This is a genomic window from Yersinia bercovieri ATCC 43970 (genome assembly GCF_013282745.1).
GTDB lineage: Bacteria > Pseudomonadota > Gammaproteobacteria > Enterobacterales > Enterobacteriaceae > Yersinia > Yersinia bercovieri.
The window spans coordinates 1,411,878-1,436,956 of record NZ_CP054044.1 but is presented as its reverse complement, the minus strand read 5'-3'; the positions used below and the strand labels follow the sequence as shown (position 1 = coordinate 1,436,956).

The following is a 25,079-nucleotide window of genomic DNA, read 5'->3' as shown; positions in this document are numbered from 1 at the left end:
AATCTGGCCTGTAATAGACGAAAATAATACCAACGTAAAGATAATGCGATTGCCCTGAGCTACCACTTCCTTTAAAAGGAAATATGCTGATTACATCCCATTTTCATGCTTTAGTGATACTAACCGACTAAAACGTCACTTCTCTCGACATGCTCACTTAAACAAACTTTCACCTGCTATATTTTATTAATTTTAGGAATTAACTTAAATGAGCATAACAGCATAAAAAATATAGTGTTTTTTTATTTTTTTCATGCTTAACTTTCGCTCTATCTCAAAATCTGAGAGTAGAAAGAAAATTTAATATGATTATCGCTACTATCTAATATCAGCTATGAAGAAATTACACATATACTTTATCAGTTGAATGGTCACGATAGCGTCGTGCTATAGAGGTCAAGATAACCACAATGATAGAGCAAGCTAGGGATAGGACTGTTTTAACCACTGGCTAAGGTAACTAAAAGACACATAGATACTTATTGGGGGATCGCGCATGTTCGAAGACCAAGACACATCGATCCTCAATACCTATTTTGGTACTCATAGCCCTTTTTGGCGACTTGCTTTTGACAGCCAAGCTTTAGAGTTAGCTGCGATTAAAGGGACGACCAATATTGCGATTCCCCTTAATTCAGTTCAAACAATGAAAATCCGCAGCTTAACCGGAATTACTGCCAGCTTAGATGTAGAAATTGAGATTTATGGTCATCCACTCCATTTACACCTTGTCGGCCGAAAAATTAATAGCAAAGAGTGGGGAGGAACAGCCTCCGCCTATGCTGATACTGAATCTGTCGCTCGCGATTTAGTCATGGGACTCTCCTTTGCAGAGCAGGTCGTTTCCGAAGCGAATTCAGTTATCGTTATTCTCGATAAAGATGGCTACGTCCAACGTTTTAATCACCTCAGCGAAGAATATACCGGCAAAAAAGAGCAAGATGTTATTGGCAAAAATGTTTATGACTTATTTATGACAGCCAAAGAGGGGGCGTCATCGCGGAAAAATATTGAAGGCTTCTTCCAACGCGGCGCGTCTTATGAAGTTGAACGTTGGGTTAATACAGTAAAAGGGAAACGCCTCTTTTTATTCCGCAATAAATTTGTTCACAGCGGCAGTGGAAAAAATGAACGTTATCTCATCTGCTCTGGTACTGATATTACCAAAGAGCGGCGTGCCCAAGAGCGCCTCAGGATTTTAGCTAATACCGACATGATTACTGGCTTACCTAATCGCCATGCGATTCATGAACGGATTAATAGCGCGATCCAAACTCGCGGTGATACCTCGGTGGGTATTATTTACCTCGATCTCGATAACTTTAAAAAAGTGAATGACCATTACGGGCACATGTTTGGTGACCGGTTACTCAAAGATGTCTCGCTGGCTATTTTGAGTTGTTTAGAGGAAAACGAAATGCTGGCCCGGTTGGGCGGCGATGAGTTTATTGTGCTGGTCGAGAATTCCTGCCTGAATGAACTGGAGGCAACCACACAGCGTATTCTCAACCGCATGAAATTACCTTTTAGAGTGGGATTGATCGAGGTATATACCGGCTGCTCTATTGGCATTGCATTATGCCCTGAGCATGGCGATACATTGGAAAATATTATCCGCAGTGCGGACACGGCCATGTATACCGCGAAAGAACATGGCAAACGAACCTATTCAATCTTTTCGCAAGAGATGAATAAAAAAGTATCTGAATATGTTTGGCTAGATACTAATTTGCGCAAAGGTTTAGAACAGCATCAGCTGCAAGTGTTTTACCAACCAAAAATATCCACGCAAACCGGTAAAGTACATAGTGTCGAAGCATTAGTCCGATGGCTATCGCCTGAACGCGGCTTAATCGCGCCTCTAGAGTTTATCTCATATGCAGAAGAGTCTGGACTAATAGGGCCACTAGGTAAATGGGTTCTGCAAACGTCAATGCAGCAAGCAGTTGATTGGAAGAGTCGAGGAATTAATCTGCGGGTGGCAGTAAATGTCTCTGCCCGGCAATTAATTGACGAGGCGATCGTAACCAGTTTTATTGAATCTCTTGAAGCCAGCGATCTGGAGTCTAGCTTAGTTGATGTGGAACTCACCGAAAGTTGCTTAATAGATGACGAAGATGCCGCTATTAACATCATGAAGCAGTTGCGCCACTTAGGGGCTCAAGTTCATTTGGATGATTTCGGTACAGGCTACTCTTCCCTTTCTCAATTAGCACGTATCCCAATTGATGCCATTAAGCTGGACCAAAGCTTTGTGCGCGGCATTGATAATAATCCTATTTCACAATCTCTGGTTCGGGCCATTATCGTTGTTGCCGAAGCCCTTAAAATGCGGGTTATTGCCGAAGGGGTAGAGACGACAGGAGAAGAGGAGTTTTTGGACTCTATTGGCATTGATGAAAAACAGGGATTTCTTTACGCTAAACCAATGCCCGCAGATGAACTGGAGCATTGGCTGGTAACACAGCACCCTCACCTTTTACTGGATTAGGTGCCAAAAACTATATTGCTTTTGGCATTGTCGAAGTATGGCGATCTTGTAGCATAACCAAACGTTCAATATAGGCGATATCTTTTGGCTCAATAGAGAATGCAGAATCAACCCAATCCTCAGTAATATCCATTAGTTCAGAACGTGTTAATTGCAAAACACGCTGCCGGACCCTAATCATGGCTCTTATACCATTTAGCTTAGGTCTTATCGTATCTATAAAAGTGCGAGTCGCAAGATACGCATCGCCCGGTTGAAATAATTTATCCACTAACCCACGACTCTCATACCATTCAGCAGCATGGGGTTCGCCGGTCCAAATCAGCTGTTCAGCCACTCGCATTCCCGCTTTTCTCGCGACAAGCGAATAACCTCCCATGCCAGGGAATAGGTTAAAAGCAATTTCCGGAAAACCCATTCTGGCGGTTGTTTGTGCTAGAACAAAATGATGGGCCAGTGCGGCTTCAAATCCCCCCCTAATGCACTGCCTTCAATCATTGCAATAGATATTGCGCCAGTATCAAACCCGCGAGAAGCTCCATGAACACAATCTACACAAGCGCGCGCATAGGCCATTAATGCTTCACGTTTACGACTGCGAATCATTTGTGCAAAAAAGCTTAAATCACCTCCCACATTAAACATATTGGGTACAACTGAGCCGGTCACCCAAAAATCAAAAGGTAATTTTGACTCTTTAGCGGCCTGTGCCAACGTCATAATATTTTCAATTAACTCTAAGTTAAAACAGGGACGCGGATGAGCACGCAACAACATCCACATGATATTGCGCTCCTCTTCATAATAGGCCGATATTTGAGATAAATGGCCGGCTTCGCTAAAAGGGCGGCAGCTAGGCAGATTAATCATATTCATATTCCATCCAATGAGTTAGTTGAACACCAAGAGTACTTTTGAGCCTGAGCCTCCTTGAGGAAGCGCTAAACATGTCGCAATCGCGACAATTTAAGCTGGCAGATAAATAGTGAGCCACTCAATGAATAAATGATGGAAAAGCAGTAAAATTTTCAGCTCTCGAAATTTTTGGGATACAGCTATGCGATGCGTAGAATATATATTTTCAGGAGGGTTGAATTTCAGATGAAAAAAATCTGTTATTGCAGATAAAATGCTAGCTGAATTTTATCCCTAACGGACTTATTATGTTGCAAATTCTGCATTTTCTTCTGGCGTTGATGACTATTGCAATACTGGCATTACTGGCTAGCCGTGACCGGAAAAGCATTAGACTGCGTTATATTTTTCAATTACTGATTATAGAGATCGCCCTCGCTTATTTCTTTTTACACTCAGAAAGTGGCTTGGGCGCGATCACGTATTTTGCTGGATTATTCGAAGTGTTGATGAAATTTGCCGCAGTCGGCACCAGCTTTGTTTTTGGCAACATGAATGAACAAGGGTTAGCCTTTATATTCTTGAATGTTCTTTGCCCAATCATTTTCGTTTCCGCATTGATTGGAATTTTGCAGCATTTTCGCATATTACCACTCATCATTCGGGTGGTCGGTACATTGCTGTCCAAAGTTAATGGGATGGGTAAACTAGAATCTTTTAATGCCGTGAGCACATTGATTCTAGGGCAGTCAGAGAATTTTATTGCCTACAAAGGAATTATTGCTGATATATCGCCGCGCAGAATGTACACCATGGCGGCGACAGCGATGTCGACAGTATCCATGTCAATTGTAAGTGCTTATATGACCATGCTCGAACCGAAATTTGTGGTGACGGCACTAATATTGAATATGTTTAGTACATTTATTGTTCTTTCTATTATTAACCCTTACCAAGCCATTGAAGAACCCGAATTAAAGCTCAACAAGCTTCATGAAGACCAAAGTTTTTTTGAAATGTTGGGAGAATATATCCTGGCTGGATTTAAAATCGCGATGATTATAGCTGCAATGTTAATCGGGTTTATTGCCATCATTTCTGCTATTAATGCTTTATTTAGTAGCTTATTCCAGATTAGCTTCCAAGGCGTGCTGGGATATCTATTTTATCCACTGGCGTTTCTGATTGGTATCCCTGCTCAAGATGCCTTGCAGGCTGGGAGTATTATGGCGACCAAACTGGTTGCTAATGAATTTGTTGCCATGATTGAGTTGAAAAAGGTTGCAGCTGAAATGTCTCCACGTGGCTTAGGTATTCTTTCTGTGTTTTTGGTCTCTTTTGCCAATTTTGCCTCTATTGGAATAGTGGCAGGTGCCATTAAGGGGCTTAATGAAAAACAGGGTAATGTGGTTTCACGCTTTGGGTTAAAACTGGTATATGGTTCAACATTAGTCAGCTTGCTTTCCGCTGCCGTTGTGGGGCTTATCCTGTAGCCGGATATAATAAATGGTGCTCTTGGTCTTTTACCTCCCATAAATTAGAGATAAAAGGCCAAGCATTCGCACGAGAGCTTCACTACCCGAGTTTCACTGTTAGAAATTTATCACTAAAAATCGACGCACACATTGGTATCAACACGCATCACAGACTCTTGCGCAAACTGCTGTTTATAGCGGGAGCGCAGAGCTTCAATGTCAGCATCTTTATCATTTTTATGGATAAGCACCAACGCCTTGCTACTCTCTTTGGCTACACGACCATCATTTCCTAACCACTGCCCTTTGGCATCAATGATGGTCAGGCCCTCTTTAAAGCGGCTAGTCACATCATTATCCACAAAAGAGTGCCATTCAGCTGTAGAAATAGCGGGGCCATGAGGGCGATTTAACCCGAAATAGAGTGTCGTTTGTGCCATCGGTTCACCTTTAATACAAGCCGGAGATGATACTTTCGCTGTTGCTGTGTCGCTGTGGACAGGGCGATCAACACAACCACTCAGTAATATGCCGGCAGCAATCATGCCGGTAAACAATACAGCCCGATAGTGGAACCGATTAATACACTTATCCATGAACAAATCTCACTGAAATAAAAGATAAAAACTAGCATCGGATAAGAAACTCTGCAATCAGGCCTGGTAATCATAAAATAGGCTCGCTAGCTCCCACGCAGAATCCATACCGCCATCGTTTACCATAGAAATATTCATGGTAAATAATTATATACATAGTATTTTATCTATATTTATTATGTAGATAATTAAAAAAACGATTAGATTAAATAATCATAAATGCATGACTTAGAAAATCTCAGTCGCAACAACCAAACTGTGTGATTACTCTGCAACCTTTGCAGCCCTTAAGAAATTTGACTCATTATGCTACTTAGCGTTCTTTATATTATTGGTATTACCGCCGAAGCCATGACAGGGGCGCTGGCTGCTGGCCGCCGTCAAATGGATATGTTTGGCGTCATTATCATTGCCTCTGCCACGGCAATCGGCGGTGGTTCGGTCAGAGATATGCTATTGGGTCATTATCCACTCGGTTGGGTTAAGCACCCTGAGTACATTGTGATTGTCGCTGTTGCTGCCATTGTGACAACTTGGATGGCGCCTTTAATGAAACACTTGCGCCACTTATTTCTCGTGCTTGATGCCATTGGGCTGATTGTTTTTTCCATTATTGGTGCACAAATTGCCCTTGATATGGGCCACAGCACAATTATTGCAGCTATTGCTGCGGTGATTACCGGTGTCTTTGGCGGTGTCCTACGCGACATGTTTTGTAACTGCATTCCATTGGTGTTTCAAAAAGAGATCTATGCCGGTATCTCCTTTGCTGCTGCTTGGATCTACATTGCCCTGCAATACACACCGCTGTCCCATAACTGGGTGATTATCATTACCCTTATCACTGGGCTAAGCGCCCGATTGTTGGCATTAAGATTCCACCTTGGTCTGCCCGTCTTCAAGTATGAGCATTCAGAGCACTAAGTCAGTGCCGCAAAAGCTTTACTGTTCGGGCCGGAACCCCACAATAGATTGTTTCGATAAGAAATCAGCCATCGTTTGCACCTCTGGGTGGTGTAAGAAATCATTAATCTGTTTCGCTCGTACCGGCCCAACACCCGGCATTAAGCGCCACTCAGCAATACTTTTTCGCTGTAAAGAGTGCCAGTGGCCATTACTGAATGTCACCAGTGGGAATCCCAATGCCTGTAACCACTGAGAAAATGGCTTCTGAGTTGTGCGTTGAAATTGTTGATAGATACTCTCTGCCCGATCACGACTTATCCCAGGAATATCAGCAATTTGATCTGGCGTTAGTGATAACCACCCGACCAGATCTTTGACAAGTCCATGGTGGATAAGCTCTCGCCAAAGCCCACCACTAATGTTGTGCATATTCAGCCCCTTCGGGCCACTGAGCCAGATCAAACGAGATAAGAATTGTGGCTCACACTCGTACGGCAAGTTACGAAAACAACTTAATTGATGAAATTTATCTCCATCTGGAGGGGTGAATTTATGGCGCTGGTTGACCCGCCAAACAACATTATTCAACCTTGGAATACTCTGTCCAGCCAGAGTAATGGTGACTTGATCTCCTGTGGTGATATCCCATTGTCGCCAACGCGCAATAGAACCAATATTCACTCGCCGAATCCATTTATCATCAATTTTTACCGGCGAAACCTGCAAAACCACAGTGATTTTACCAGTGCGACCAATCGTAAATTGTATATCTTTTATTTCTGCCATTTGCTGCTGTGGTGGGTATTTCCACGCCACAGACCACGGCCCCGGAACGGCCTGCCAATAGCGCCCGGCTGGCTCCTCTTCCTGACGGATAACAACACCATCAGTCACGAAAGGCAGAGGGGTTTGATGCCAGCGCTCCCGCCACCGGGCAACATCCTTGGCTGAAGTGACAGGCTTGCTGTATTGCGCGGTCAAAGGAAAGCCCATGTCCTGTAATCGCATGTTTTTTTCCACCATGCTTTTCGGCCCATCGGGCCATGCCCAAATAAAAATACCGAGTTGAGCCAGCAAAGGGGACGATGATTTTCTCATCAGCGCACCCGCGACTGAAGAGCGGGCATTAACACCGCCAAACTGGGCTTGTTTATGCCCTTCCATCTGTAGAAACAACTCCCCTTGCAGCGTTAGTAAAGGAGGGGCACCGGCAATATAGTGAGGAATGGCGGCAATAAAAGGAGCTTTATCGCTCCAGTTTTGACCCTTCCATCCATCTCCTCGGCTGAGCAGTTGCATCAGCTTTCCGTTCTGGTAAACCAGTGTCACTGCAACGCCATCAACTTTGGGTTGTACCCAGAGTTTTTCCCGCCGCAACATCCAGTTAGCTACTTCAGTTTCACTTTTCAGTTTTTTTAATCCGGTATGAGCAACAGGATGAGAAAACTTCCCGTGACCTGGTACTCCTTTATTTTCCGTGCTGTCAGGCTGACCACCACAGACCTGCCATCCCTGTAATTTAATCTGCAATTGATCGTAAATATCATCCTCAAGCAGGCTAACCCCCTGTTGATGATATGCCGCATCCCATTTATCCAACTGCTTTTTAAGGGAATTGACCTCAAGAGACACTCTTTCTGCTGACCACTCTGGGCAACCAGATACCGCACTGGTGTTCCAGCTCATAAAGCCAACCATCAGCAAGCTTAGTATTTGTATATTAGACATATTTACAGGCCCCTTTCCTTGGAGGTAAGCAGTAAACCCTGAAATGTCTTATCCGTCGAAGGCCAAAATTGTTAAATGCGCGGGCTGCCGAACAATACTTTTATATTTACTGTAACGAGTCGAAATTACGCTATCCTCCCCGCAAAATCAGAAAATCGGGCTGTTTATAGACAAAACATTCGGGTGAAATGCGTTGTAACGCTGCATGACGCGTAGCAGCCGTGTATACTGTGCGGAGATTCACACTTCTGCTTTCTATATATCAACCTAATCAACTGAAACGTCATCATGGTCCAAGGCACGCTATATATTGTTTCCGCGCCCAGTGGCGCAGGGAAATCAAGCCTGATTCAGGCTTTGTTAAAAACACAACCGTTGTACGACACGCAGGTTTCTATTTCTCATACCACGCGTGCTAAACGTCCGGGTGAGAATCACGGTGAGCATTACTTTTTTGTCGCTGAAGAAGAGTTTTGCCAGATGATTGATGACGACGCTTTTCTTGAGCATGCTAAGGTTTTTGAAAACTACTACGGCACCTCACGTTTGGCGATTGAGCAGGTTCTCGCAACCGGGGTTGATGTGTTTTTAGATATCGACTGGCAAGGTGCGCAACAAATTCGCGCAAAAATGCCAACCGCGCGCAGTATTTTTATTTTGCCTCCCTCTAAAGAAGAGCTGGATCGCCGCTTACGTGGCCGTGGGCAAGATAGCGAAGAGGTTATTGCAAAGCGTATGGCGCAAGCTGTCGCCGAGATGACCCATTACGCAGAGTATGATTATTTAATCGTAAATGATGATTTCAATCTGGCATTATCTGACCTGAAAACCATTATTCGCGCAGAACGACTGCGTTTAGGCCGCCAGAAACAGCGGCATGACGCTTTAATCAGCAAATTATTGGCAGACTGAACAGAGTTTCAGTATCATGCCCAGTCATTTCGTCACCTGTGGAGTAGCAGAATTATGGCACGCGTAACTGTTCAAGACGCTGTAGAGAAAATTGGTAACCGTTTTGACCTGGTGTTGGTCGCTGCTCGTCGGGCACGTCAAATCCAGTCCGGCGGCAAAGACGCACTGGTTCCAGAAGAGAACGATAAAGTTACTGTGATTGCGCTGCGCGAAATCGAAGAAGGTCTGATTACTAATCAGATTCTTGATGTTCGTGAACGCCAAGAGCAGCAAGAGCAGGAAGCCGCAGAGATCCAAGCGGTTACCGCGATTGCTGAAGGTCGTCGTTAATTAGACTGCGAGTCTGCCTTGTACCTGTTTGAAAGCCTGAATCTGCTGATTCAACGTTACCTGCCAGAGGAGCAGATTAAGCGCCTCAAACAGGCATATCTTGTTGCACGTGATGCTCACGAGGGTCAGACACGCTCCAGCGGTGAGCCTTATATCACTCACCCGGTTGCTGTGGCCTGTATTCTCGCGGAGATGCGGCTTGATTACGAAACCTTAATGGCGGCGTTATTACATGACGTCATTGAAGACACCCCTGCCACATATCAAGATATGGAGCAGTTGTTTGGGAAAAGCGTAGCCGAGCTGGTCGAGGGTGTTTCTAAACTCGATAAACTGAATTTTCGTGATAAGAAAGAAGCCCAGGCGGAAAACTTCCGCAAAATGATCATGGCGATGGTGCAGGATATCCGCGTCATTTTGATCAAACTGGCTGACCGCACACATAACATGCGAACGCTGGGTTCATTACGGCCAGATAAACGTCGCCGTATTGCCCGCGAAACCCTTGAAATATACAGCCCACTGGCCCATCGGCTGGGTATTCACCATTTAAAAACCGAGCTGGAAGAGCTGGGTTTTGAAGCGCTCTACCCGAATCGCTATCGCGTCATCAAAGAAGTGGTGAAAGCCGCGCGCGGTAACCGCAAAGAGATGATTCAGAAAATCCTGGCGGAGATAGAAGGGCGTCTGACTGATGCGGGAATTCCTTGCCGGGTCAGTGGTCGTGAAAAGCACCTCTATTCTATCTATTGCAAGATGAACCTGAAAGAGCAGCGCTTTCACTCCATCATGGATATCTATGCGTTCCGGGTTATCGTCAAAGAAGTCGATACTTGCTACCGCGTGCTGGGTCAGGCCCACAGCCTGTACAAACCGCGCCCTGGTCGAGTAAAAGACTATATTGCCATCCCTAAAGCCAACGGCTATCAATCACTGCATACCTCATTAATCGGCCCTCATGGAGTGCCGGTTGAGGTGCAAATCCGTACTGAAGATATGGATCAGATGGCCGAAATGGGGGTTGCTGCACACTGGGCTTATAAAGAGCAGGGTGAATCCGGTACTACCGCACAAATCCGCGCTCAGCGCTGGATGCAGAGCTTGCTGGAGTTACAGCAAAGTGCGGGTAGCTCATTTGAATTTATTGAAAGCGTGAAGTCTGATCTCTTCCCTGATGAGATTTATGTTTTCACCCCGGAAGGCCGCATTGTTGAGCTGCCTGCCGGTGCGACACCTGTCGACTTCGCCTATGCCGTGCATACCGATATCGGTCATGCCTGCGTCGGTGCCCGTGTTGACCGCCAGCCCTACCCGCTCTCTCAACCCCTAAGCAGTGGTCAAACGGTTGAGATCATTACCGCGCCGGGCGCACGGCCAAATGCCGCCTGGCTGAATTTTGTTGTCAGTTCAAAAGCGCGCGCCAAAATTCGTCAGTTACTGAAAAACCTGAAGCGTGATGAGTCGGTGAGCCTTGGCCGTCGATTACTGAATCATGCATTAGGCAATGGCCGTAAACTGGCTGATATTTCTGAAGAAAATATCAAACGTGAACTAGAGCGCATGAAGCTGGCGACGCTAGATGATTTGCTGGCTGAAATTGGTCTTGGCAATGCGATGAGTGTGGTGGTGGCTAAAAACCTGTTGGGTGACCCATCCACACTGGCGACCTCCGGCACCCGCAATCTGGCCATCAAAGGCGCAGATGGCGTATTGATCACTTTCGCTAAGTGCTGTCGCCCGATTCCAGGTGACCCCATTATTGCCCATATCAGTCCAGGTAAGGGGTTGGTCATCCATCACGAGTCTTGTCGTAACATCCGTGGCTACCAAAAAGAGCCTGAGAAGTTTATGGCGGTCGAGTGGGATCAAGAGACTGAGCAAGAGTTTATCGCTGAAATTAAAGTCGATATGTTCAACCAACAAGGTGCGCTGGCAAATCTCACGGCGGCAATTAATGCAGCCGAATCAAATATTCAGAGTCTGAATACCGAAGAGAAAGATGGTCGGGTATACAGCGCCTTTATTCGCCTAACTACCCGTGACCGGGTCCATCTGGCTAACATTATGCGTAAAATTCGTATCATGCCGGATGTGGTTAAAGTCAGCCGAAACCGTAATTAACGCCGATGAATCCTCAACGCTATGCGCGGATTTGTGAAATGCTTGCCACCAGACAGCCGGATCTGACGGTCTGTCTGGAGCAAGTGCATAAGCCCCATAATGTATCCGCAATCATTCGCACAGCTGATGCTGTCGGTATCCATCAAGTCCATGCCATTTGGCCCACCACCGAAATGTATACGCGGCTCTCTTCTGCTGCCGGCAGCAACAGCTGGGTACAGGTCAAAACGCACCCCCATATCACCGATGCCATTGCCCATTTGAAATCGCAGGGTATGCAAATACTGGCGACACATTTATCTGATAAGGCAGTAGATTTTCGCGAAATCGACTATACCCGCCCAACCTGTATCTTGATGGGGCAGGAGAAAACCGGTATCTCTGAAGAGGCATTGGCGCTAGCAGATCAAGACATCATTATTCCGATGATTGGCATGGTGCAATCTCTCAACGTTTCCGTCGCCTCCGCACTCATTTTATATGAAGCTCAACGGCAGCGGCAAAACGCGGGCATGTATCAGCGGGTGCTGAGTGTTCTGCCACCGGCTGAGCAACAGCGGCTTTTGTTTGAGGGCGGTTACCCAGTGTTAGCGCAAGTTGCCAAGCGAAAAGGGCTTCCTCAGCCCCATATTGATGAACAGGGCCAGATTATTGCTGATCCGCAATGGTGGTCTGCCATGCAATCCACGGAGTCTTAAATGAAAGGCCGCCTACTGGATGCCGTACCCCTAAGTACACTTTCCGGTGTTGGCGCAAGTCAGGCGGGGAAACTGGCTAAAATGGGTCTGGAAACCATTCAAGACCTGCTACTTCACCTCCCACTGCGTTATGAAGATCGCACTCAGCTGTACCGTATTGGCGATCTACAGCCCGGTCTTTCGGTGACTGTCGAAGGTGAAGTTCTGCGTTCCGATATCACTTTTGGCCGCCGCCGCATGATGACCTGCCAAATCAGCGACGGCAGTGGTGTTCTTACCCTGCGCTTTTTTAACTTCAATGCCGCGATGAAAAACAGCCTATCGCCGGGCAAGCATGTCATTGCCTATGGTGAAGCTAAACGGGGCAACAGTGGCCCGGAAATCATTCACCCTGAATATAGGGTGCATGGCGAGAATATTGGCGTTGAATTGCAGGAGTCGCTGACCCCAGTTTATCCCACCACAGAGGGCATTCGTCAGGCAACGCTACGCAAACTTATTGATCAGGCGCTGGCGATGCTGGATACCTGTGTTATTGCTGAATTATTGCCGATTGAACTCAGCCGCTCGCTCCTTAGCTTGCCGGAGGCCATTCATACTCTGCATCGCCCACCAGCGGATATTCAGCTGGCCGATTTAGAGAAGGGAAAACACCCCGCGCAGCGGCGGCTAATTATGGAAGAGCTACTGGCCCATAATCTCAGCATGTTGGCCGTCAGAGCTGGGGCGCAAAGTTATCGGGCACTGCCATTGTTGGCAGAAGATCAGCTTAAACAACGTTTTCTGGCCGCACTGCCGTTCACACCCACCCGCGCACAACAGCGGGTGGTGGCGGAAATTGAGCAAGATATGATGCACAATTTCCCGATGATGCGACTGATTCAAGGGGATGTTGGCTCAGGAAAAACCGTCGTTGCCGCGCTGGCAGCGCTGCGCGCCATTGCTCACGGCAAACAAGTTGCGTTGATGGCCCCCACTGAATTACTGGCAGAGCAACATGCCAATACCTTCCGCCAATGGCTGGAGCCGTTGGGTCTGGAGGTGGGTTGGCTGGCGGGGAAGCAAAAAGGCAAAGCGCGATTAGCGCAGCAAGCAGCTGTCGCCAGTGGTCAGGTTTCGATGGTTGTCGGCACGCACGCAATGTTTCAGGAGCAGGTGAAATTTTCTGGATTAGCGCTGGTTATTATTGATGAACAGCATCGTTTCGGTGTTCATCAGCGGCTCGCACTCTGGGAAAAGGGTGAGGAACAAGGATTTCACCCACATCAGCTGATTATGACCGCGACCCCTATTCCGCGCACCCTGGCGATGACCGCCTATGCGGATCTTGATACTTCGGTGATTGATGAGTTGCCTCCCGGTAGGACACCCGTCACGACTGTCGCCATCCCCGATACTCGCCGCAGTGATGTTATTTCGCGGGTTAAAAATGCCTGTCTGGAAGAGGGTCGTCAGGCCTACTGGGTCTGCACTCTGATTGAAGAGTCTGAGCTGCTGGAAGCGCAAGCCGCTGAGGTGACCTGTGAGGAGCTGAAAATTGCCCTGCCAGAGATTAAAGTCGGCCTCGTGCATGGGCGCATGAAAGGCCCAGAAAAACAGGCGGTTATGCTGGCATTTAAGCAGGGTGAGTTGCAGCTATTGGTCGCTACCACGGTCATTGAAGTTGGGGTGGATGTGCCGAATGCTAGCCTGATGATCATCGACAACCCAGAACGTTTGGGGCTAGCGCAATTACACCAGTTACGTGGCCGCGTCGGCCGTGGTGCTGTCGCGTCCCACTGTGTGTTGCTCTACAAAACGCCGCTCAGCAAAACCGCCCAGATGCGTTTGCAAGTGCTGCGCGACAGTAATGATGGTTTCGTTATTGCTCAGCGAGACTTAGAGATCCGTGGCCCCGGCGAGTTATTGGGTACACGGCAGACGGGGAGTGCTGAGTTTAAAGTGGCTGATTTACTGCGTGATCAGGCGATGATCCCAGAAGTACAGCGGATCGCTCGCCATCTGCATCAGCAGTATCCCGAACACGCGCGGGCATTGATTGAGCGGTGGTTGCCGGAGCGGACGCGTTATACCAATGCATAATTCCGGGCAGACAAACTCCCCCCTTTAGACTGCTGACAAACCCCGATGGCTCGATCGGGAACGGTGAGGACAGACGGAAGAGTAAAGCGTCCGCGCCAGGGATGGCGCGGCTCGAGCCTCCAGGGATGGATTAACGGCGTCTTTACGATCTGCCTGTTGTCTCCACATTGTTATTAACCTCAGGGGCAGGCAAAGCTGCCCCCAAGCTCCCTATCCGATTGCCGCCGGGAAGATTGGCAGTAACAGATAGAGCTTAATCACAATCACATTGACGATATCAATAAAGAACGCGCCAACCATCGGCACTACCAGGAAGGCTAAATGCGATGGACCAAAGCGGTCAGTGATCGCCTGCATATTGGCAATCGCGGTCGGTGTCGCGCCTAAACCAAAACCACAATGCCCTGCCGCCAGTACTGCCGCATCATAGTTTCTCCCCATCACCCGATAAGTGACAAAGATAGCGTACAGTGCCATCGCCAATGCCTGCGCCGACAGAATCACCAACATCGGCAGAGCTAATGAGGCCAGTTCCCAGAGTTTGAGGCTCATCAACGCCATCGCCAAAAACAGTGACAAACTGACATTGCCCAACACCGATACCGCGCGATCAAAAACTTTATAAAAACCTATAGTCGACAGTGTGTTACTGAGAATAACCCCGACAAATAGCACGCAGACGAATGTGGGCAGCTCAAACATCGTGCCCTCTAACAAGCTAGAGATCAGGCGACCTGCCATCAAGCAAATGGCAATCATGGCGATAGTTTCGACCAATACCAGCGAGGTAATCATACGGCCAGCTGAAGGTTTTTCGAAGGCGGAGGGCACCTCGCTATCCTCTGGTGTGCCATCTGGCGTAGAGGAGTGCTTAACCAGATAACGGGCAACCGGCCCGCCAATTAGCCCACCGAGCACCAAGCCGAAAGTCGCACAAGCCATGGCAACTTCAGTTGCATTTTCAAAGCCATAGCGCTCAACGAACACTTTACTCCACGCCGCACCCGTACCGTGTCCGCCCGATAGTGTAATGGAGCCGGCCAATAACCCCATCAAGGGGTCTAGCCCCATCAACTTAGCGAGGGCGACACCAATGGCGTTCTGCACCAGCAGCAAACCGACGACCACAAAGACAAATACACTCAGGGCCTTGCCGCCAGCACGTAGGCTCGCCAAATTGGCGTTCAGACCTATAGTTGCGAAGAATGCCAGCATCAGTGGATCTTTCAGCGACATATCAAAACTGATTTCCCAACCGAGGGTTTTTTGCATCAGCAGCATCATAAAAGCCACCAGCAAACCACCGGCGACCGGTTCAGGAATGGTGTATTTTTTCAGGAAAGAGACAGTTTGAACCAGTTTACGGCCTAACAATAAAACCAAACAGGCCGCGACTAGCGTGCCATAGGTATCGAGATGAAACATCTTGGTACTCCATGCGATTAAAATATCGAATAAAAATATGACGTTAAGCAGTTCCTTAATAAACGCCAAAACCGTTAAGGGGGGATTAGAAAAAAAACACCGCTAATTACAAGTTTAGTCGTTAAAAATGTAGGGTAACGCCAGATATAAATATTTAAAAAAATGCGGCGCAACCGATTGCTTTTGTGAGGCGGATCATTAAAATGCCCTCTTTGCCGATCAGGGTATCCCACTCCATGTCTACGCAATCCGCCGAACTTGATACGCCGCAGCAAGTCACCACTCGCCCTAGCGAATTGATTTATCGTTTAGAAGACCGCCCGCCACTAGCACAAACACTGTTTGCCGCCTGCCAACATTTATTAGCGATGTTTGTCGCGGTGATTACCCCCGGCCTGCTGATTTGTCAGGCGCTCGGATTACCGGCGGAAGATACCCAACGCATTATCAGCATGTCCCTGTTCGCATCGGGGCTGGCATCGCTGCTACAAATTAAGACCTGGGGGCCGGTTGGCTCTGGCCTGTTATCGATTCAAGGCACCAGTTTTAACTTTGTTTCTCCACTGATCATGGGGGGGCTGGCGCTGAAAAATGGGGGCGCGGATATCCCAACCATGATGGCGGCACTGTTCGGCACCCTGATGGTGGCCTCTTGCACCGAAATTATCCTCTCCCGTTTCCTGCATCTGGCGCGCCGTATTATCACTCCGCTGGTCTCCGGTATTGTGGTGATGATTATCGGCCTGTCATTGATACAAGTTGGGCTGACATCTATTGGTGGCGGTTATGGCGCGATGAGCGATCATACATTCGGCGCACCGAAAAACCTGTTATTGGCGGGAGCCGTCCTGGTGGTCATTATTCTGCTGAACCGCCAGCGCAACCCCTATCTGCGCGTCGCCTCGTTAGTGATCGCTATGGCCGTGGGTTACCTGCTGGCCTGGTCGCTGGGTATGCTGCCGGAAAGCCGTCCGGTGGTAGACACTGCGCTTATCACCATTCCAACGCCGCTCTATTATGGGTTATCTTTTGACTGGAACTTGCTGGTGCCGCTGATGCTGATCTTTATGGTGACCTCGCTGGAAACCATTGGCGATATCACGGCCACCTCAGATGTCTCAGAGCAACCGGTTCATGGCCCACTGTATATGAAGCGCCTCAAGGGTGGCGTATTGGCGAATGGCTTGAACTCCATGCTGTCAGCCGTGTTCAACACCTTCCCTAACTCCTGCTTCGGCCAGAACAACGGGGTGATTCAATTGACCGGTGTTGCCAGCCGCTATGTCGGTTTTGTGGTGGCGCTGATGCTGATTGTGCTGGGCCTGTTCCCCGCCGTTGCTGGGTTTGTCCAGCATATCCCTGAGCCAGTGCTGGGTGGCGCAACCCTGGTGATGTTCGGCACCATTGCCGCCTCTGGTGTGCGCATCGTGTCGCGCGAGACCCTTAACCGCCGCGCCATTATGATTATGGCGCTGTCATTGGCGGTTGGTATGGGTGTGGCGCAACAGCCCTTGATCCTGCAATTTGCGCCTGACTGGATCAAAACCCTGCTCTCTTCTGGGATTGCGGCCGGTGGTATTACTGCCATCGTCCTTAACCTGCTCTTCCCACAAGAAAAATAATCCTCGCACTAACACGTCACTAAAATGGCCGGTGGTAAACGACACCGGCCATTTTTTATGCCTTGATAACGGATTGTCTATTGAGCTAATGGACGATTTGCGGCATAAACAGGGTTCCGTATACCGACAGGCGTGAATTGACCAGATGAAATTTCTCGGGAAAGTGCTGCTAACGTTATTACTGCTCTTGGTGCTATCCGTCGTGCTCTGCTACGTGTTGCTCCAAACCAGTTGGGCCGCCGGATGGCTAAGCCGTTGGGTCAGTAATAACAGCGAATATCGCCTCTCTCTGGGGAAAATAGATCACTCATGGTCCACTCCTGGGCAAATCAGTGTTAAGGATGTCACGCTAGGACGCGCCAACCAGCCGCCCTTCCTTATTACCCAGCAGGGAATCATTGGCCTGAGCTGGCGACAACTGACGGAGCCTCGCCATCTTCTCAGTCTGAATTTGCAAAATGGCAGTTTGACCCTCAACAACAGCACATCGCCATTACCTTTGCAGGCGGATACCTTGCAATTAACCAATATGGCGCTGAATACCACTATTGAACCAAAAAACTCAGCGGGCCAATGGAGAGTGACTGGCCAGCAAGTCACGGGTGGATTAGTGCCGTGGCGGCCCTTGGCGGGCAATAGTTTGGGCGAAAATGCCCAATTTCAGTTCAGTGCCGGTTCTTTAGCGGTCAATGGTATCGCGGCACAAAAACTCTATGTGCAGGGCTTGATACAGAAAAACGCACTGACACTGAACACTTTCGGGGCCGATATCGCGCAGGGGGAATTAACCGGTAGTGCCAGCCAATCCGCCGATGGCAGTTGGATGGTTGATCGCCTGCGCCTGAGTAATATTCGCCTGCAAACCCCCGTGGCCATTGATGATATTTGGCATACCTTCCTAAAACTGCCGCCAATTACACTCAAACGCTTTGACTTAATTGATGCGCGGGTCGAAGGGAATAACTGGGCATTTAATGATTTAGATCTGACGCTAAAAAATATCACCTTTAAGCAGGGCGATTGGCAAAGTGATGATGGTGAACTCTCCTTCAATGCGGGGGATATAATTAAAGGTAATATTCATCTGATTGACCCAATCGCCACATTTGCTTTATCTCCTACTGGCGTGGCAATTAATCAGTTCTCCACCCGCTGGCAGGATGGGCTGCTAAGAACACAGGGGCAGTGGGTGCGTGATACCCGCCGCTTGCAGCTAAATGAGCTAACACTGGTGGCGCTGGTCTATACCCTCCCTGCCGATTGGAAGCAGCAATGGCAACAAACGCTGCCAAACTGGTTGTCTGAGGTCTACGTTGGCAAGCTAAGCGGCAGCCGTAACTTATTGATTGATATCAGCCCTGACTTCCCATTCCAAATTACGTCGCTGGATAGCGCGGGTACAGATTTGCTGCTGGCTAAAAACCATCAATGGGGTCTGTGGTCGGGGTCACTGATGTTGAATGCTGGTAACGCGACCTTCAATAAAAACGATGTTCGCCGGCCATCACTGGCGCTCAGTGCCAATGAACAACAGATCACCTTTAGTGATTTAAGCGCTTTCACCAAAGAGGGATTACTGGAGGCCACCGCCAGCATTGATCAAACACCTGCCAGAACTTTTTCGCTGGGGCTAACTGGCCGTTCTGTTGAGTTGGATATTCTGCAAAACTGGGGCTGGCCAGCATTACCACTACAGGGGCTGGGTAACTTAAAGTTGCAGATAAAAGGTAGTTTGGCGGCTGATAGCGCGCTAAAACCAACTGTTACTGGCTCCCTACAGGCCACTGACAGCCACGGGCAGCAAGTTAATCAAGTCATGCAGCATGGCGAGGTGCATAGCGCAGCGGGTCAATAAGAGGGCTTGGGAGCGGCGACAGAGTACCGACTCCGTTCGCGTAAACTCGCCGATTACGTCAAAGTGCGGACGTAATCGGCAACTGCTGAGCTGACCACTATATTAATGAGAAAGAGCCAGAGGAATCAAAAAAGCTCTGTGGTACATAATTATTGATTTTATTCTCATAGCAATACTCAATGATCTGCCGCTTGCTAGTAACTCCAACTTTCTTATAGATTCCTTGGGTAATATTGCAGATAGTCCTGGGTGATAAAAATAGCTTTTTAGCAATCTCGGGGCTGGTATAAGCATGTAAAAGATAGAACAGCACTTCCCACTCTCTTTTGGTAAATAGTTCCGATGGTGGAGTAAATGTAAGTGATGTGGGGATTTTTACTTTAGTTAGGCGGGTTAGCATGGTATCAGTTACTGGTTTCGCATGGAGAATAACCCCCTGTGATACACCATCCTCATCAATTAATGGGTATTTATCGCAGAAATAAGGCGTACAATAAGAGTGTCCATCAAATAGTTGTATATCAACTGATGTACCACGCTCCTGTAATAACTCGACCCTACGGTCTTGTTTCTGGAATTCATCCTGAAACTCTGCCGCTGGTGTTGGAATTTCGCCATCTAACCGTCCTTCTACACAATAATTATCCGACAAACCCCACAGTTTATTGGTTCTTGCGTTAGCATAGATATATCTGGATTGATGATCCTTTATTGCCCAAGGATCATCACTGTGCTCCCAAAAGCGAATTAACATTTCCAGTGATTGAGATAATTTTTTCCCATTCATTTTATCCTCCTAAGCTGAATTAATCCTTACATTAATGGAAAAGAACCTGAAGACTCGAAGAAGCTCTGCGGAACATAATTATTAATTTTATTCTCATAGCAATACTCAATGATCTGCCGCTTACTGGTAACTCCGACTTTCTTATAGATGCTTTGGGTGATATTACAGACTGTCCTGGGTGATAAAAATAGCTTTTTAGCAATCTCCGGGCTGGTGTAAGCATGTAAAATATAGAACAGCACCTCCCACTCTCTTTTGGTAAATAAATCAGAAGGTGGGGTGAATACTAATGATGTGGGAATTTTTATTTTAGTTAGACAGGTTAACATGGTGTCAGTTACTTGTTTCCCATGAAAAATAACCCCTTGTGACACGCCATTTTTATCAATTAATGGATACTTATCGCAGAAATAAGGTTGAAAATAGGAGCGCCCATCGAATAAGTGTATCTCAACTGTTGTAATGCGATCCTGCAATAATTCCACCTGCCGATCATGTGCCTGCCACTCATCCTGAAACTCTGAAACGGGTGAAGGAAGCTCGCCATCTAATCGACCTTCCATAGTAAAACCAGTAGGCAAATTATATAATCTATGCAACCTAGGATTTGTATAAATGAATCTAGATTGATTATCCTTTACCCCCCAAGGTTCAGAACTGTGTTCCCAAAATCGAATTAACATCTCAAGTGAGTCAGTTAGCGATTTGTCCATTACGTCCCCCTCTTCATAACATGATAATTTTCCTTACATTAGTGAGAAAGATCCTGAGTGCTCAAAGAAGCTCTGCGGAACATAATTATTAATTTTATTCTCATAGCAATACTCAATGATCTGCCGCTTACTGGTAACTCCGACTTTCTTATAGATGCTTTGGGTGATATTACAGACTGTCCTGGGTGATAAAAATAGCTTTTTAGCAATCTCCGGGCTGGTGTAAGCATGTAAAATATAGAACAACACCTCCCACTCTCTCTTGGTAAATAAATCTGATGGTGGAGTAAATATAAGTGATGTAGGTGCCTTAATTTTAGCTAAAAAGGTTAAATATATGTCGACCATAGGTCGGCCATGAAAAAAAGTGCCTTGAGATATCCCATTCTCATCAATTAATGGATATTTGTCACAGAAATAGGGCTTAAAATAGGGAAGCCCATCATGACAATGTATCTCAACTGATGTTATACGGTCTTGTAATAACTCTACCTGACGATCTTGATGCTGAAATTCATCCTGAAATGCTGATACAGATGAGGGCATTTCACCATCTAACCGCCCTTCGACATTGTATTTAGCGGGCAAATTTATTACTTTATTGAATCTGGGATTGGCATAAATAAACCTGGACTGATTATCCTTTATTGCCCAAGGTTCTGAGCTATGTTCCCAAAATTGAATTAACATCTCCAGTGATTGAGATAACTTTTTCCCATCCATTTTTATCCTCCTAAGCTGAATTCATCCTTACATTAATGGGAAAGATCCTGAGTACTCAAAGAAGCTCTGCGGAACATAATTACTAATTTTATTCTCATAGCAATACTCAATGATCTGCCGCTTACTGGTAACCCCTGCTTTATTATAGATACTTTGAGTGATATTGCAGATGGTGCTGGGTGATAAAAATAGTTTTTTAGCAATCTCATGGCTGGTGTAAGCATGTAAAATATAGAATAACACCTCCCACTCTCTCTTGGTAAATAAATCTGAGGGCGGGGTAAATGTCAGTGATGTGGGTGCCTTAATTTTACTTAGATGGCTTAATACTACATCTTGCACCGGTCTTACATGAAAGATAGTACCCTGAGCTATACCATCTTTATCAATTAATGGATATTTGTCACAAAAATTAGGCATTAAATAAGAAAGCCCATCCCATGCATGTATTTCAACAGTTGTAATACGGTCGTTTAGTAATTCTACTTGACGGTCATGTGCCTGGAATTCAAATTGGAAATCTGCAGTTGGTGAAGGGAGCTCGCCATCTAACCGACCTTCAAGACAATATTTATCAGGTAAATTTAATAATTTATGATGTCTGGCATTTGAATAAATGAATCTGGATTGATTATCCTTTACCCCCCAAGGTTCAGAACTGTGTTCCCAAAATCGAATTAACATCTCAAGTGAGTCAGTTAGCGATTTATCCATTATGCCCCCCCTTTTCATAACATGATAAATTTCCTTACATTAATGGGAAAGAACCTGAAGATTCAAAGAAACTCTGTGGGACATAATTATTAATTTTATTCTCATAGCAATACTCAATGATCTGCCGCTTACTGGTGACACCGACTTTCTTATAGATACTTTGGGTGATATTGCAGATAGTTCTGGGTGATAAAAACAGCTTTTTCGCGATCTCGGGGCTGGTATAAGCATGTAAAATATAGAACAATACTTCCCACTCTCTTTTGGTAAATAAGTCAGATGGTGGAGTAAATGTGAGTGACGTGGGGACTTTTATTTTAGTTAAGCGAGTTAACATTATATCGGTCGCGGGTCGACAATGAAAAATAACCCCTATGGATATGCCGCTCTCATCAATTAATGGGTATCTATCACAGAAATAGGGTGTAAAATAAGAGTGTCCATCATATAACTGTATATCAACTGATGTAGCTCGCTCCTGTAATAACTCGACCCGACGATCTTGCTTTTGAAATTCATCCTGAAACTCTGCTGATGGTGTTGGAATTTCCCCATCTAACCGCCCCTCCACACAATAATCATCCGATAAATGCCATAGTTTATTGACTCTAGGATTGGCATAGATATATCTGGATTGATTATCCTTTATTGCCCAAGGATCATCACTATGCTCCCAAAAACGGATTAATGATTCAGTGAATTGAGATACCTTCTTCTCCATTTAATTTACCTCCTTAAATTAAGCCACTCATTATTTTAAAGGAAAAGGTCCTGAGTATTCGAAGAAACTTCTAGGAACAAAATTATTTATTTTATTTTCATAACAATACTCAATAACCTGTCTATTATTGGCAACACCTGCTTTTTTATAAATGCTTTCACTAACATCACACACTTCACTTGGTGATAAGCTGAGTTTTCTAGCAATCTCTATGCTTGATAAGTTATGTAAAAGGTAAAATAGCACTTCCCACTCTCTTTTTGAAAATATCTCTAGCGGGGAGGTTAATACCAATGATGTGGGCATTTTTATTTTATTTAGCCGAGTAAGTATAATGTTATTCACAGGTCTGATATGGCAGATCACCCCTTGGGATATATCATTTTCGTCAATTAGTGGATATTTATCACAGAAATATGCCGTGTAACAAGAGCAACCATCAAGTAAGTGGATTTCAATTGATGTAATCCGATCCTGTAATTTTTCTGCCTGCCGATCTTGCCGTTCAAATTCAGCGGAAAACTCTGCTATTGGTGTCGGGAGTTCACTATCAAGTCGCCCTTCGACACAATATTCATCAGGTAGGTATAAGAACTGATTAAACCTAGGATTTGCATAAACATATCTTGAGCAATTATCTTTTACACTCCATGGCTCTGCACTTTGATCCCAAAATCTTATTAACATTTCAAGTGAGTCGAATAATTCTTTTTCCATTATATTTCTCCCTTTATGATTAACTGTATTTATACCAATGAGGGTATTTCATCATCTAACAGACCTTCTACATTATATTTAGCAGGTAAGTTAATGGCTTTGTTGGATCTGGGATTTGCATAAATAAACCTGGGTTGATTCTTTTTTACACGCCAAGGGTCACTACTATTCTCCCAAAATCGGATTAACATATTAAGAGACTGCTCTAATATTTCCCTCATGAGATACTCCTCTAACGTTTAGTTTTTTCTTATCCTTCTGATAATTTTATGTCCTCTATAATCGATAAATCGGCTGGGCCATATCTCTTGAGGTGATATACCAATGGCATTGGCAATAATCATTTCACCTTTTGGCCAAGGACGCATGAGCGCATTAGAGAGTGTGCAGGGGGATAGCCCATGTTCTCTTGATAACTCGGCAAGTGAACCTTTCTCTTTTCTGATTGCAGCTAAAATGTCTTGTTTATGCCAGTCTTTGTTCATTTTAATTCACTCCAAATAGTGCTAATGGAATTTAATTAATTACTTTTGTTTAATCTGTTATTAAATTATCAAATGATGGTTTTTAATTAATTCTAGATGTAAAATACTAAGCAGATAAATAATAACACCCTGTTCTGTCATCACATGATAATTAACAGCAGATTCGAAATCATTAAATATCTATTATCGGTTTTCGTCCAGTGCAATTCATACTCTAGTTACACTAAAAACTACTAAGCAGGAATATCAGATAATAAAATATCGCTTTTTAATGATATATATTTTTTAGCAATCCTATGACTGGAATGTTAATTATAGCGACTTTTAAGAAAGGCGAATTGAAACTTATGGCGTAATGATGGGATAGGGAAAAACATAAGTTGCGGGTGAACCGATAAGCAACCATGCGGGCGCTGTTTATCGGTTCACTATTTTACCATGCTTACTCACTCACTGATGGTTAACCATAAACCGGCAAACTCATAACCACTTTGTTGCTGAAATTCCGCTAACGTTGGATTGCCCCAGTCGTTATTACGAATGCCAGTGGCGGGGTCGTAATAAAGCCCGTCGGAACCACGGGCAAGCATATGAAGCGCTTGCGGGCCAGAGGCCACACAAATTAACTGAACTTGTCCGACGTTGGGATCGGTATAATCAGCATCCGTATGTACATTTTGCTGACCAACAACTGCCTCACAAGCGACCTGTTCATGAGGGTACAGCATACCTAAGGCAAATAAGCCCGCAGTAGTGATACTCACCGATGCCGTGCGGGTGAAATCCATGGCCACGGCGGCCATGGCTGCCGGAGAGTTATATCCCTCATTAGCAACATTTGCCCCACCATCAGGGTTTAGTATGCCCGTCAGGCCATAGATTTTGGTCTTAGCCGTAACAAAATCATCAACTTGGTAAATCACATTCGTGTTTTCCAGATAGGTGATAATGGTACTTTCCGGCCAGTCCGCAAAGGCAGCCAATGTGGCCGTTAGGGCATAGGCACCACACTCGTTACTAAAAGGTGGTTGAGTCAATTGGCCCACAGGATCAGCAAGTTGGCCTAGCAATAGATTGAGTGGAATGCTGGTTGTCAGATTAGGCATAGTGCCTCCTCATAAAA

General features: G+C 45.9%; 21 protein-coding genes and 1 pseudogene. 10 read left to right on the top strand and 12 right to left on the bottom strand.

The window, feature by feature from the left end:
• Positions 1-496 precede the first annotated feature (496 nt).
• Complete coding sequence (gene pdeR / locus HRK25_RS06480; RefSeq protein WP_005273729.1) at positions 497-2,491, top strand: cyclic di-GMP phosphodiesterase; 1,995 nt, start codon at positions 497-499, stop codon at positions 2,489-2,491.
• Positions 2,492-2,501: 10 nt separating this feature from the next.
• Here the strand turns inward: pdeR and HRK25_RS06475 are convergent.
• Positions 2,502-3,367: pseudogene (locus HRK25_RS06475) on the bottom strand (crotonase/enoyl-CoA hydratase family protein).
• Positions 3,368-3,654: 287 nt separating this feature from the next.
• Between HRK25_RS06475 and HRK25_RS06470 the strand changes: the two are divergent.
• Positions 3,655-4,839, top strand: coding sequence for a NupC/NupG family nucleoside CNT transporter (locus HRK25_RS06470; RefSeq protein WP_005273737.1), 1,185 nt, complete (start codon positions 3,655-3,657; stop codon positions 4,837-4,839).
• A 113-nt stretch (positions 4,840-4,952) separates the two neighbouring features.
• Here the strand turns inward: HRK25_RS06470 and HRK25_RS06465 are convergent, their stop codons facing one another.
• Positions 4,953-5,417, bottom strand: coding sequence for a DUF3574 domain-containing protein (locus HRK25_RS06465; RefSeq protein WP_005273739.1), 465 nt, complete (start codon positions 5,415-5,417; stop codon positions 4,953-4,955).
• Positions 5,418-5,723: 306 nt separating this feature from the next.
• Here HRK25_RS06465 and HRK25_RS06460 point away from each other — a divergent pair, with 306 nt between their 5' ends.
• Complete coding sequence (locus HRK25_RS06460) at positions 5,724-6,341, top strand: trimeric intracellular cation channel family protein (protein WP_005273742.1); 618 nt, start codon at positions 5,724-5,726, stop codon at positions 6,339-6,341.
• An 18-nt stretch (positions 6,342-6,359) separates the two neighbouring features.
• On the opposite strand, the gene ligB is transcribed toward HRK25_RS06460, so the two are convergent.
• Entirely contained in the window at positions 6,360-8,051 is a 1,692-nt protein-coding gene (gene ligB / locus HRK25_RS06455) for an NAD-dependent DNA ligase LigB (protein WP_032897662.1), read from the bottom strand.
• Between the two features lie 288 nt (positions 8,052-8,339).
• Between ligB and gmk the strand changes: the two genes are divergently transcribed.
• Genes gmk through recG form a run of 5 tightly spaced genes read left to right on the top strand, consistent with a single transcriptional unit; the run spans position 8,340 to position 14,194 of the window.
• Positions 8,340-8,963, top strand: a complete 624-nt coding sequence (gene gmk, locus HRK25_RS06445; protein ID WP_005273748.1) for a guanylate kinase — start codon at positions 8,340-8,342, stop codon at positions 8,961-8,963.
• A 54-nt stretch (positions 8,964-9,017) separates the two neighbouring features.
• Positions 9,018-9,293 (top strand): DNA-directed RNA polymerase subunit omega, encoded by a 276-nt coding sequence (gene rpoZ / locus HRK25_RS06440; protein WP_004392061.1) that lies wholly within the window; start codon positions 9,018-9,020, stop codon positions 9,291-9,293.
• An 18-nt stretch (positions 9,294-9,311) separates the two neighbouring features.
• Positions 9,312-11,414, top strand: a complete 2,103-nt coding sequence (spoT, locus tag HRK25_RS06435) for a bifunctional GTP diphosphokinase/guanosine-3',5'-bis pyrophosphate 3'-pyrophosphohydrolase (protein ID WP_005273753.1) — start codon at positions 9,312-9,314, stop codon at positions 11,412-11,414.
• A 5-nt stretch (positions 11,415-11,419) separates the two neighbouring features.
• Positions 11,420-12,112: a tRNA (guanosine(18)-2'-O)-methyltransferase TrmH gene (gene trmH, locus HRK25_RS06430; protein ID WP_005273756.1), complete on the top strand. Its 693-nt coding sequence runs from the start codon at positions 11,420-11,422 to the stop codon at positions 12,110-12,112.
• Positions 12,113-14,194 (top strand): ATP-dependent DNA helicase RecG, encoded by a 2,082-nt coding sequence (gene recG / locus HRK25_RS06425; protein WP_005273760.1) that lies wholly within the window; start codon positions 12,113-12,115, stop codon positions 14,192-14,194.
• A gap of 210 nt (positions 14,195-14,404) precedes the next feature.
• On the opposite strand, the gene gltS is transcribed toward recG, so the two are convergent.
• Entirely contained in the window at positions 14,405-15,619 is a 1,215-nt protein-coding gene (gene gltS, locus HRK25_RS06420; protein WP_005273764.1) for a sodium/glutamate symporter, read from the bottom strand.
• 236 nt (positions 15,620-15,855) lie between these two features.
• Here gltS and HRK25_RS06415 point away from each other — a divergent pair, with 236 nt between their 5' ends.
• Together HRK25_RS06415 and HRK25_RS06410 are read left to right on the top strand one after the other, a co-directional pair.
• Positions 15,856-17,241, top strand: coding sequence for a uracil-xanthine permease family protein (locus tag HRK25_RS06415; RefSeq protein WP_005273766.1), 1,386 nt, complete (start codon positions 15,856-15,858; stop codon positions 17,239-17,241).
• Between the two features lie 145 nt (positions 17,242-17,386).
• Positions 17,387-19,096 (top strand): AsmA family protein, encoded by a 1,710-nt coding sequence (locus tag HRK25_RS06410; protein ID WP_005273769.1) that lies wholly within the window; start codon positions 17,387-17,389, stop codon positions 19,094-19,096.
• Between the two features lie 97 nt (positions 19,097-19,193).
• Here the strand turns inward: HRK25_RS06410 and HRK25_RS06405 are convergent, their stop codons facing one another.
• The 8 genes from HRK25_RS06405 to HRK25_RS06370 all read right to left on the bottom strand — a co-directional run bounded on the left by HRK25_RS06405 (position 19,194) and on the right by HRK25_RS06370 (position 25,062).
• Positions 19,194-19,883, bottom strand: coding sequence for a helix-turn-helix transcriptional regulator (locus HRK25_RS06405; RefSeq protein ID WP_005273775.1), 690 nt, complete (start codon positions 19,881-19,883; stop codon positions 19,194-19,196).
• Between the two features lie 26 nt (positions 19,884-19,909).
• Positions 19,910-20,596, bottom strand: a complete 687-nt coding sequence (locus HRK25_RS06400) for a helix-turn-helix transcriptional regulator (RefSeq protein ID WP_099460574.1) — start codon at positions 20,594-20,596, stop codon at positions 19,910-19,912.
• 33 nt (positions 20,597-20,629) lie between these two features.
• Complete coding sequence (locus HRK25_RS06395) at positions 20,630-21,319, bottom strand: helix-turn-helix transcriptional regulator (RefSeq protein WP_049602828.1); 690 nt, start codon at positions 21,317-21,319, stop codon at positions 20,630-20,632.
• Positions 21,320-21,346: 27 nt separating this feature from the next.
• A complete protein-coding gene (locus HRK25_RS06390) occupies positions 21,347-22,033 on the bottom strand; it encodes a helix-turn-helix transcriptional regulator (RefSeq protein WP_032898605.1) in 687 nt (228 codons plus the stop codon).
• A gap of 34 nt (positions 22,034-22,067) precedes the next feature.
• Positions 22,068-22,754 (bottom strand): helix-turn-helix transcriptional regulator, encoded by a 687-nt coding sequence (locus HRK25_RS06385; RefSeq protein WP_005277705.1) that lies wholly within the window; start codon positions 22,752-22,754, stop codon positions 22,068-22,070.
• Between the two features lie 30 nt (positions 22,755-22,784).
• On the bottom strand, positions 22,785-23,471 hold the full coding sequence (locus HRK25_RS06380; protein WP_005277706.1) for a helix-turn-helix transcriptional regulator: 687 nt from the start codon (positions 23,469-23,471) through the stop codon (positions 22,785-22,787).
• A 239-nt stretch (positions 23,472-23,710) separates the two neighbouring features.
• Positions 23,711-23,956 (bottom strand): helix-turn-helix domain-containing protein, encoded by a 246-nt coding sequence (locus HRK25_RS06375; protein WP_005277707.1) that lies wholly within the window; start codon positions 23,954-23,956, stop codon positions 23,711-23,713.
• Positions 23,957-24,402: 446 nt separating this feature from the next.
• Positions 24,403-25,062: a T3SS effector IpaJ family cysteine protease gene (locus HRK25_RS06370; protein ID WP_005277710.1), complete on the bottom strand. Its 660-nt coding sequence runs from the start codon at positions 25,060-25,062 to the stop codon at positions 24,403-24,405.
• Positions 25,063-25,079: the final 17 nt, after the last annotated feature.

What these genes read in the sequence shown, in the direction of transcription:
- HRK25_RS06470 (WP_005273737.1), top strand. Translation starts at nt 3,655, where the DNA reads ATGTTGCAAATTCTGCATTTTCTTCTGGCGTTGATGACTATTGCAATA.
- gmk (WP_005273748.1), top strand. Translation starts at nt 8,340, where the DNA reads ATGGTCCAAGGCACGCTATATATTGTTTCCGCGCCCAGTGGCGCAGGG.
- HRK25_RS06370 (WP_005277710.1), bottom strand. Translation starts at nt 25,062, where the DNA reads ATGCCTAATCTGACAACCAGCATTCCACTCAATCTATTGCTAGGCCAA.
- pdeR (WP_005273729.1), top strand. Translation starts at nt 497, where the DNA reads ATGTTCGAAGACCAAGACACATCGATCCTCAATACCTATTTTGGTACT.
- gltS (WP_005273764.1), bottom strand. Translation starts at nt 15,619, where the DNA reads ATGTTTCATCTCGATACCTATGGCACGCTAGTCGCGGCCTGTTTGGTT.
- HRK25_RS06390 (WP_032898605.1), bottom strand. Translation starts at nt 22,033, where the DNA reads ATGGATAAATCGCTAACTGACTCACTTGAGATGTTAATTCGATTTTGG.
- HRK25_RS06385 (WP_005277705.1), bottom strand. Translation starts at nt 22,754, where the DNA reads ATGGAGAAGAAGGTATCTCAATTCACTGAATCATTAATCCGTTTTTGG.
- HRK25_RS06465 (WP_005273739.1), bottom strand. Translation starts at nt 5,417, where the DNA reads ATGGATAAGTGTATTAATCGGTTCCACTATCGGGCTGTATTGTTTACC.
- HRK25_RS06415 (WP_005273766.1), top strand. Translation starts at nt 15,856, where the DNA reads ATGTCTACGCAATCCGCCGAACTTGATACGCCGCAGCAAGTCACCACT.
- HRK25_RS06460 (WP_005273742.1), top strand. Translation starts at nt 5,724, where the DNA reads ATGCTACTTAGCGTTCTTTATATTATTGGTATTACCGCCGAAGCCATG.
- HRK25_RS06400 (WP_099460574.1), bottom strand. Translation starts at nt 20,596, where the DNA reads ATGGACAAATCGCTAACTGACTCACTTGAGATGTTAATTCGATTTTGG.
- HRK25_RS06375 (WP_005277707.1), bottom strand. Translation starts at nt 23,956, where the DNA reads ATGAACAAAGACTGGCATAAACAAGACATTTTAGCTGCAATCAGAAAA.
- HRK25_RS06380 (WP_005277706.1), bottom strand. Translation starts at nt 23,471, where the DNA reads ATGGAAAAAGAATTATTCGACTCACTTGAAATGTTAATAAGATTTTGG.
- HRK25_RS06395 (WP_049602828.1), bottom strand. Translation starts at nt 21,319, where the DNA reads ATGGATGGGAAAAAGTTATCTCAATCACTGGAGATGTTAATTCAATTT.
- rpoZ (WP_004392061.1), top strand. Translation starts at nt 9,018, where the DNA reads ATGGCACGCGTAACTGTTCAAGACGCTGTAGAGAAAATTGGTAACCGT.
- trmH (WP_005273756.1), top strand. Translation starts at nt 11,420, where the DNA reads ATGAATCCTCAACGCTATGCGCGGATTTGTGAAATGCTTGCCACCAGA.
- ligB (WP_032897662.1), bottom strand. Translation starts at nt 8,051, where the DNA reads ATGTCTAATATACAAATACTAAGCTTGCTGATGGTTGGCTTTATGAGC.
- HRK25_RS06405 (WP_005273775.1), bottom strand. Translation starts at nt 19,883, where the DNA reads ATGAATGGGAAAAAATTATCTCAATCACTGGAAATGTTAATTCGCTTT.
- recG (WP_005273760.1), top strand. Translation starts at nt 12,113, where the DNA reads ATGAAAGGCCGCCTACTGGATGCCGTACCCCTAAGTACACTTTCCGGT.
- HRK25_RS06410 (WP_005273769.1), top strand. Translation starts at nt 17,387, where the DNA reads ATGAAATTTCTCGGGAAAGTGCTGCTAACGTTATTACTGCTCTTGGTG.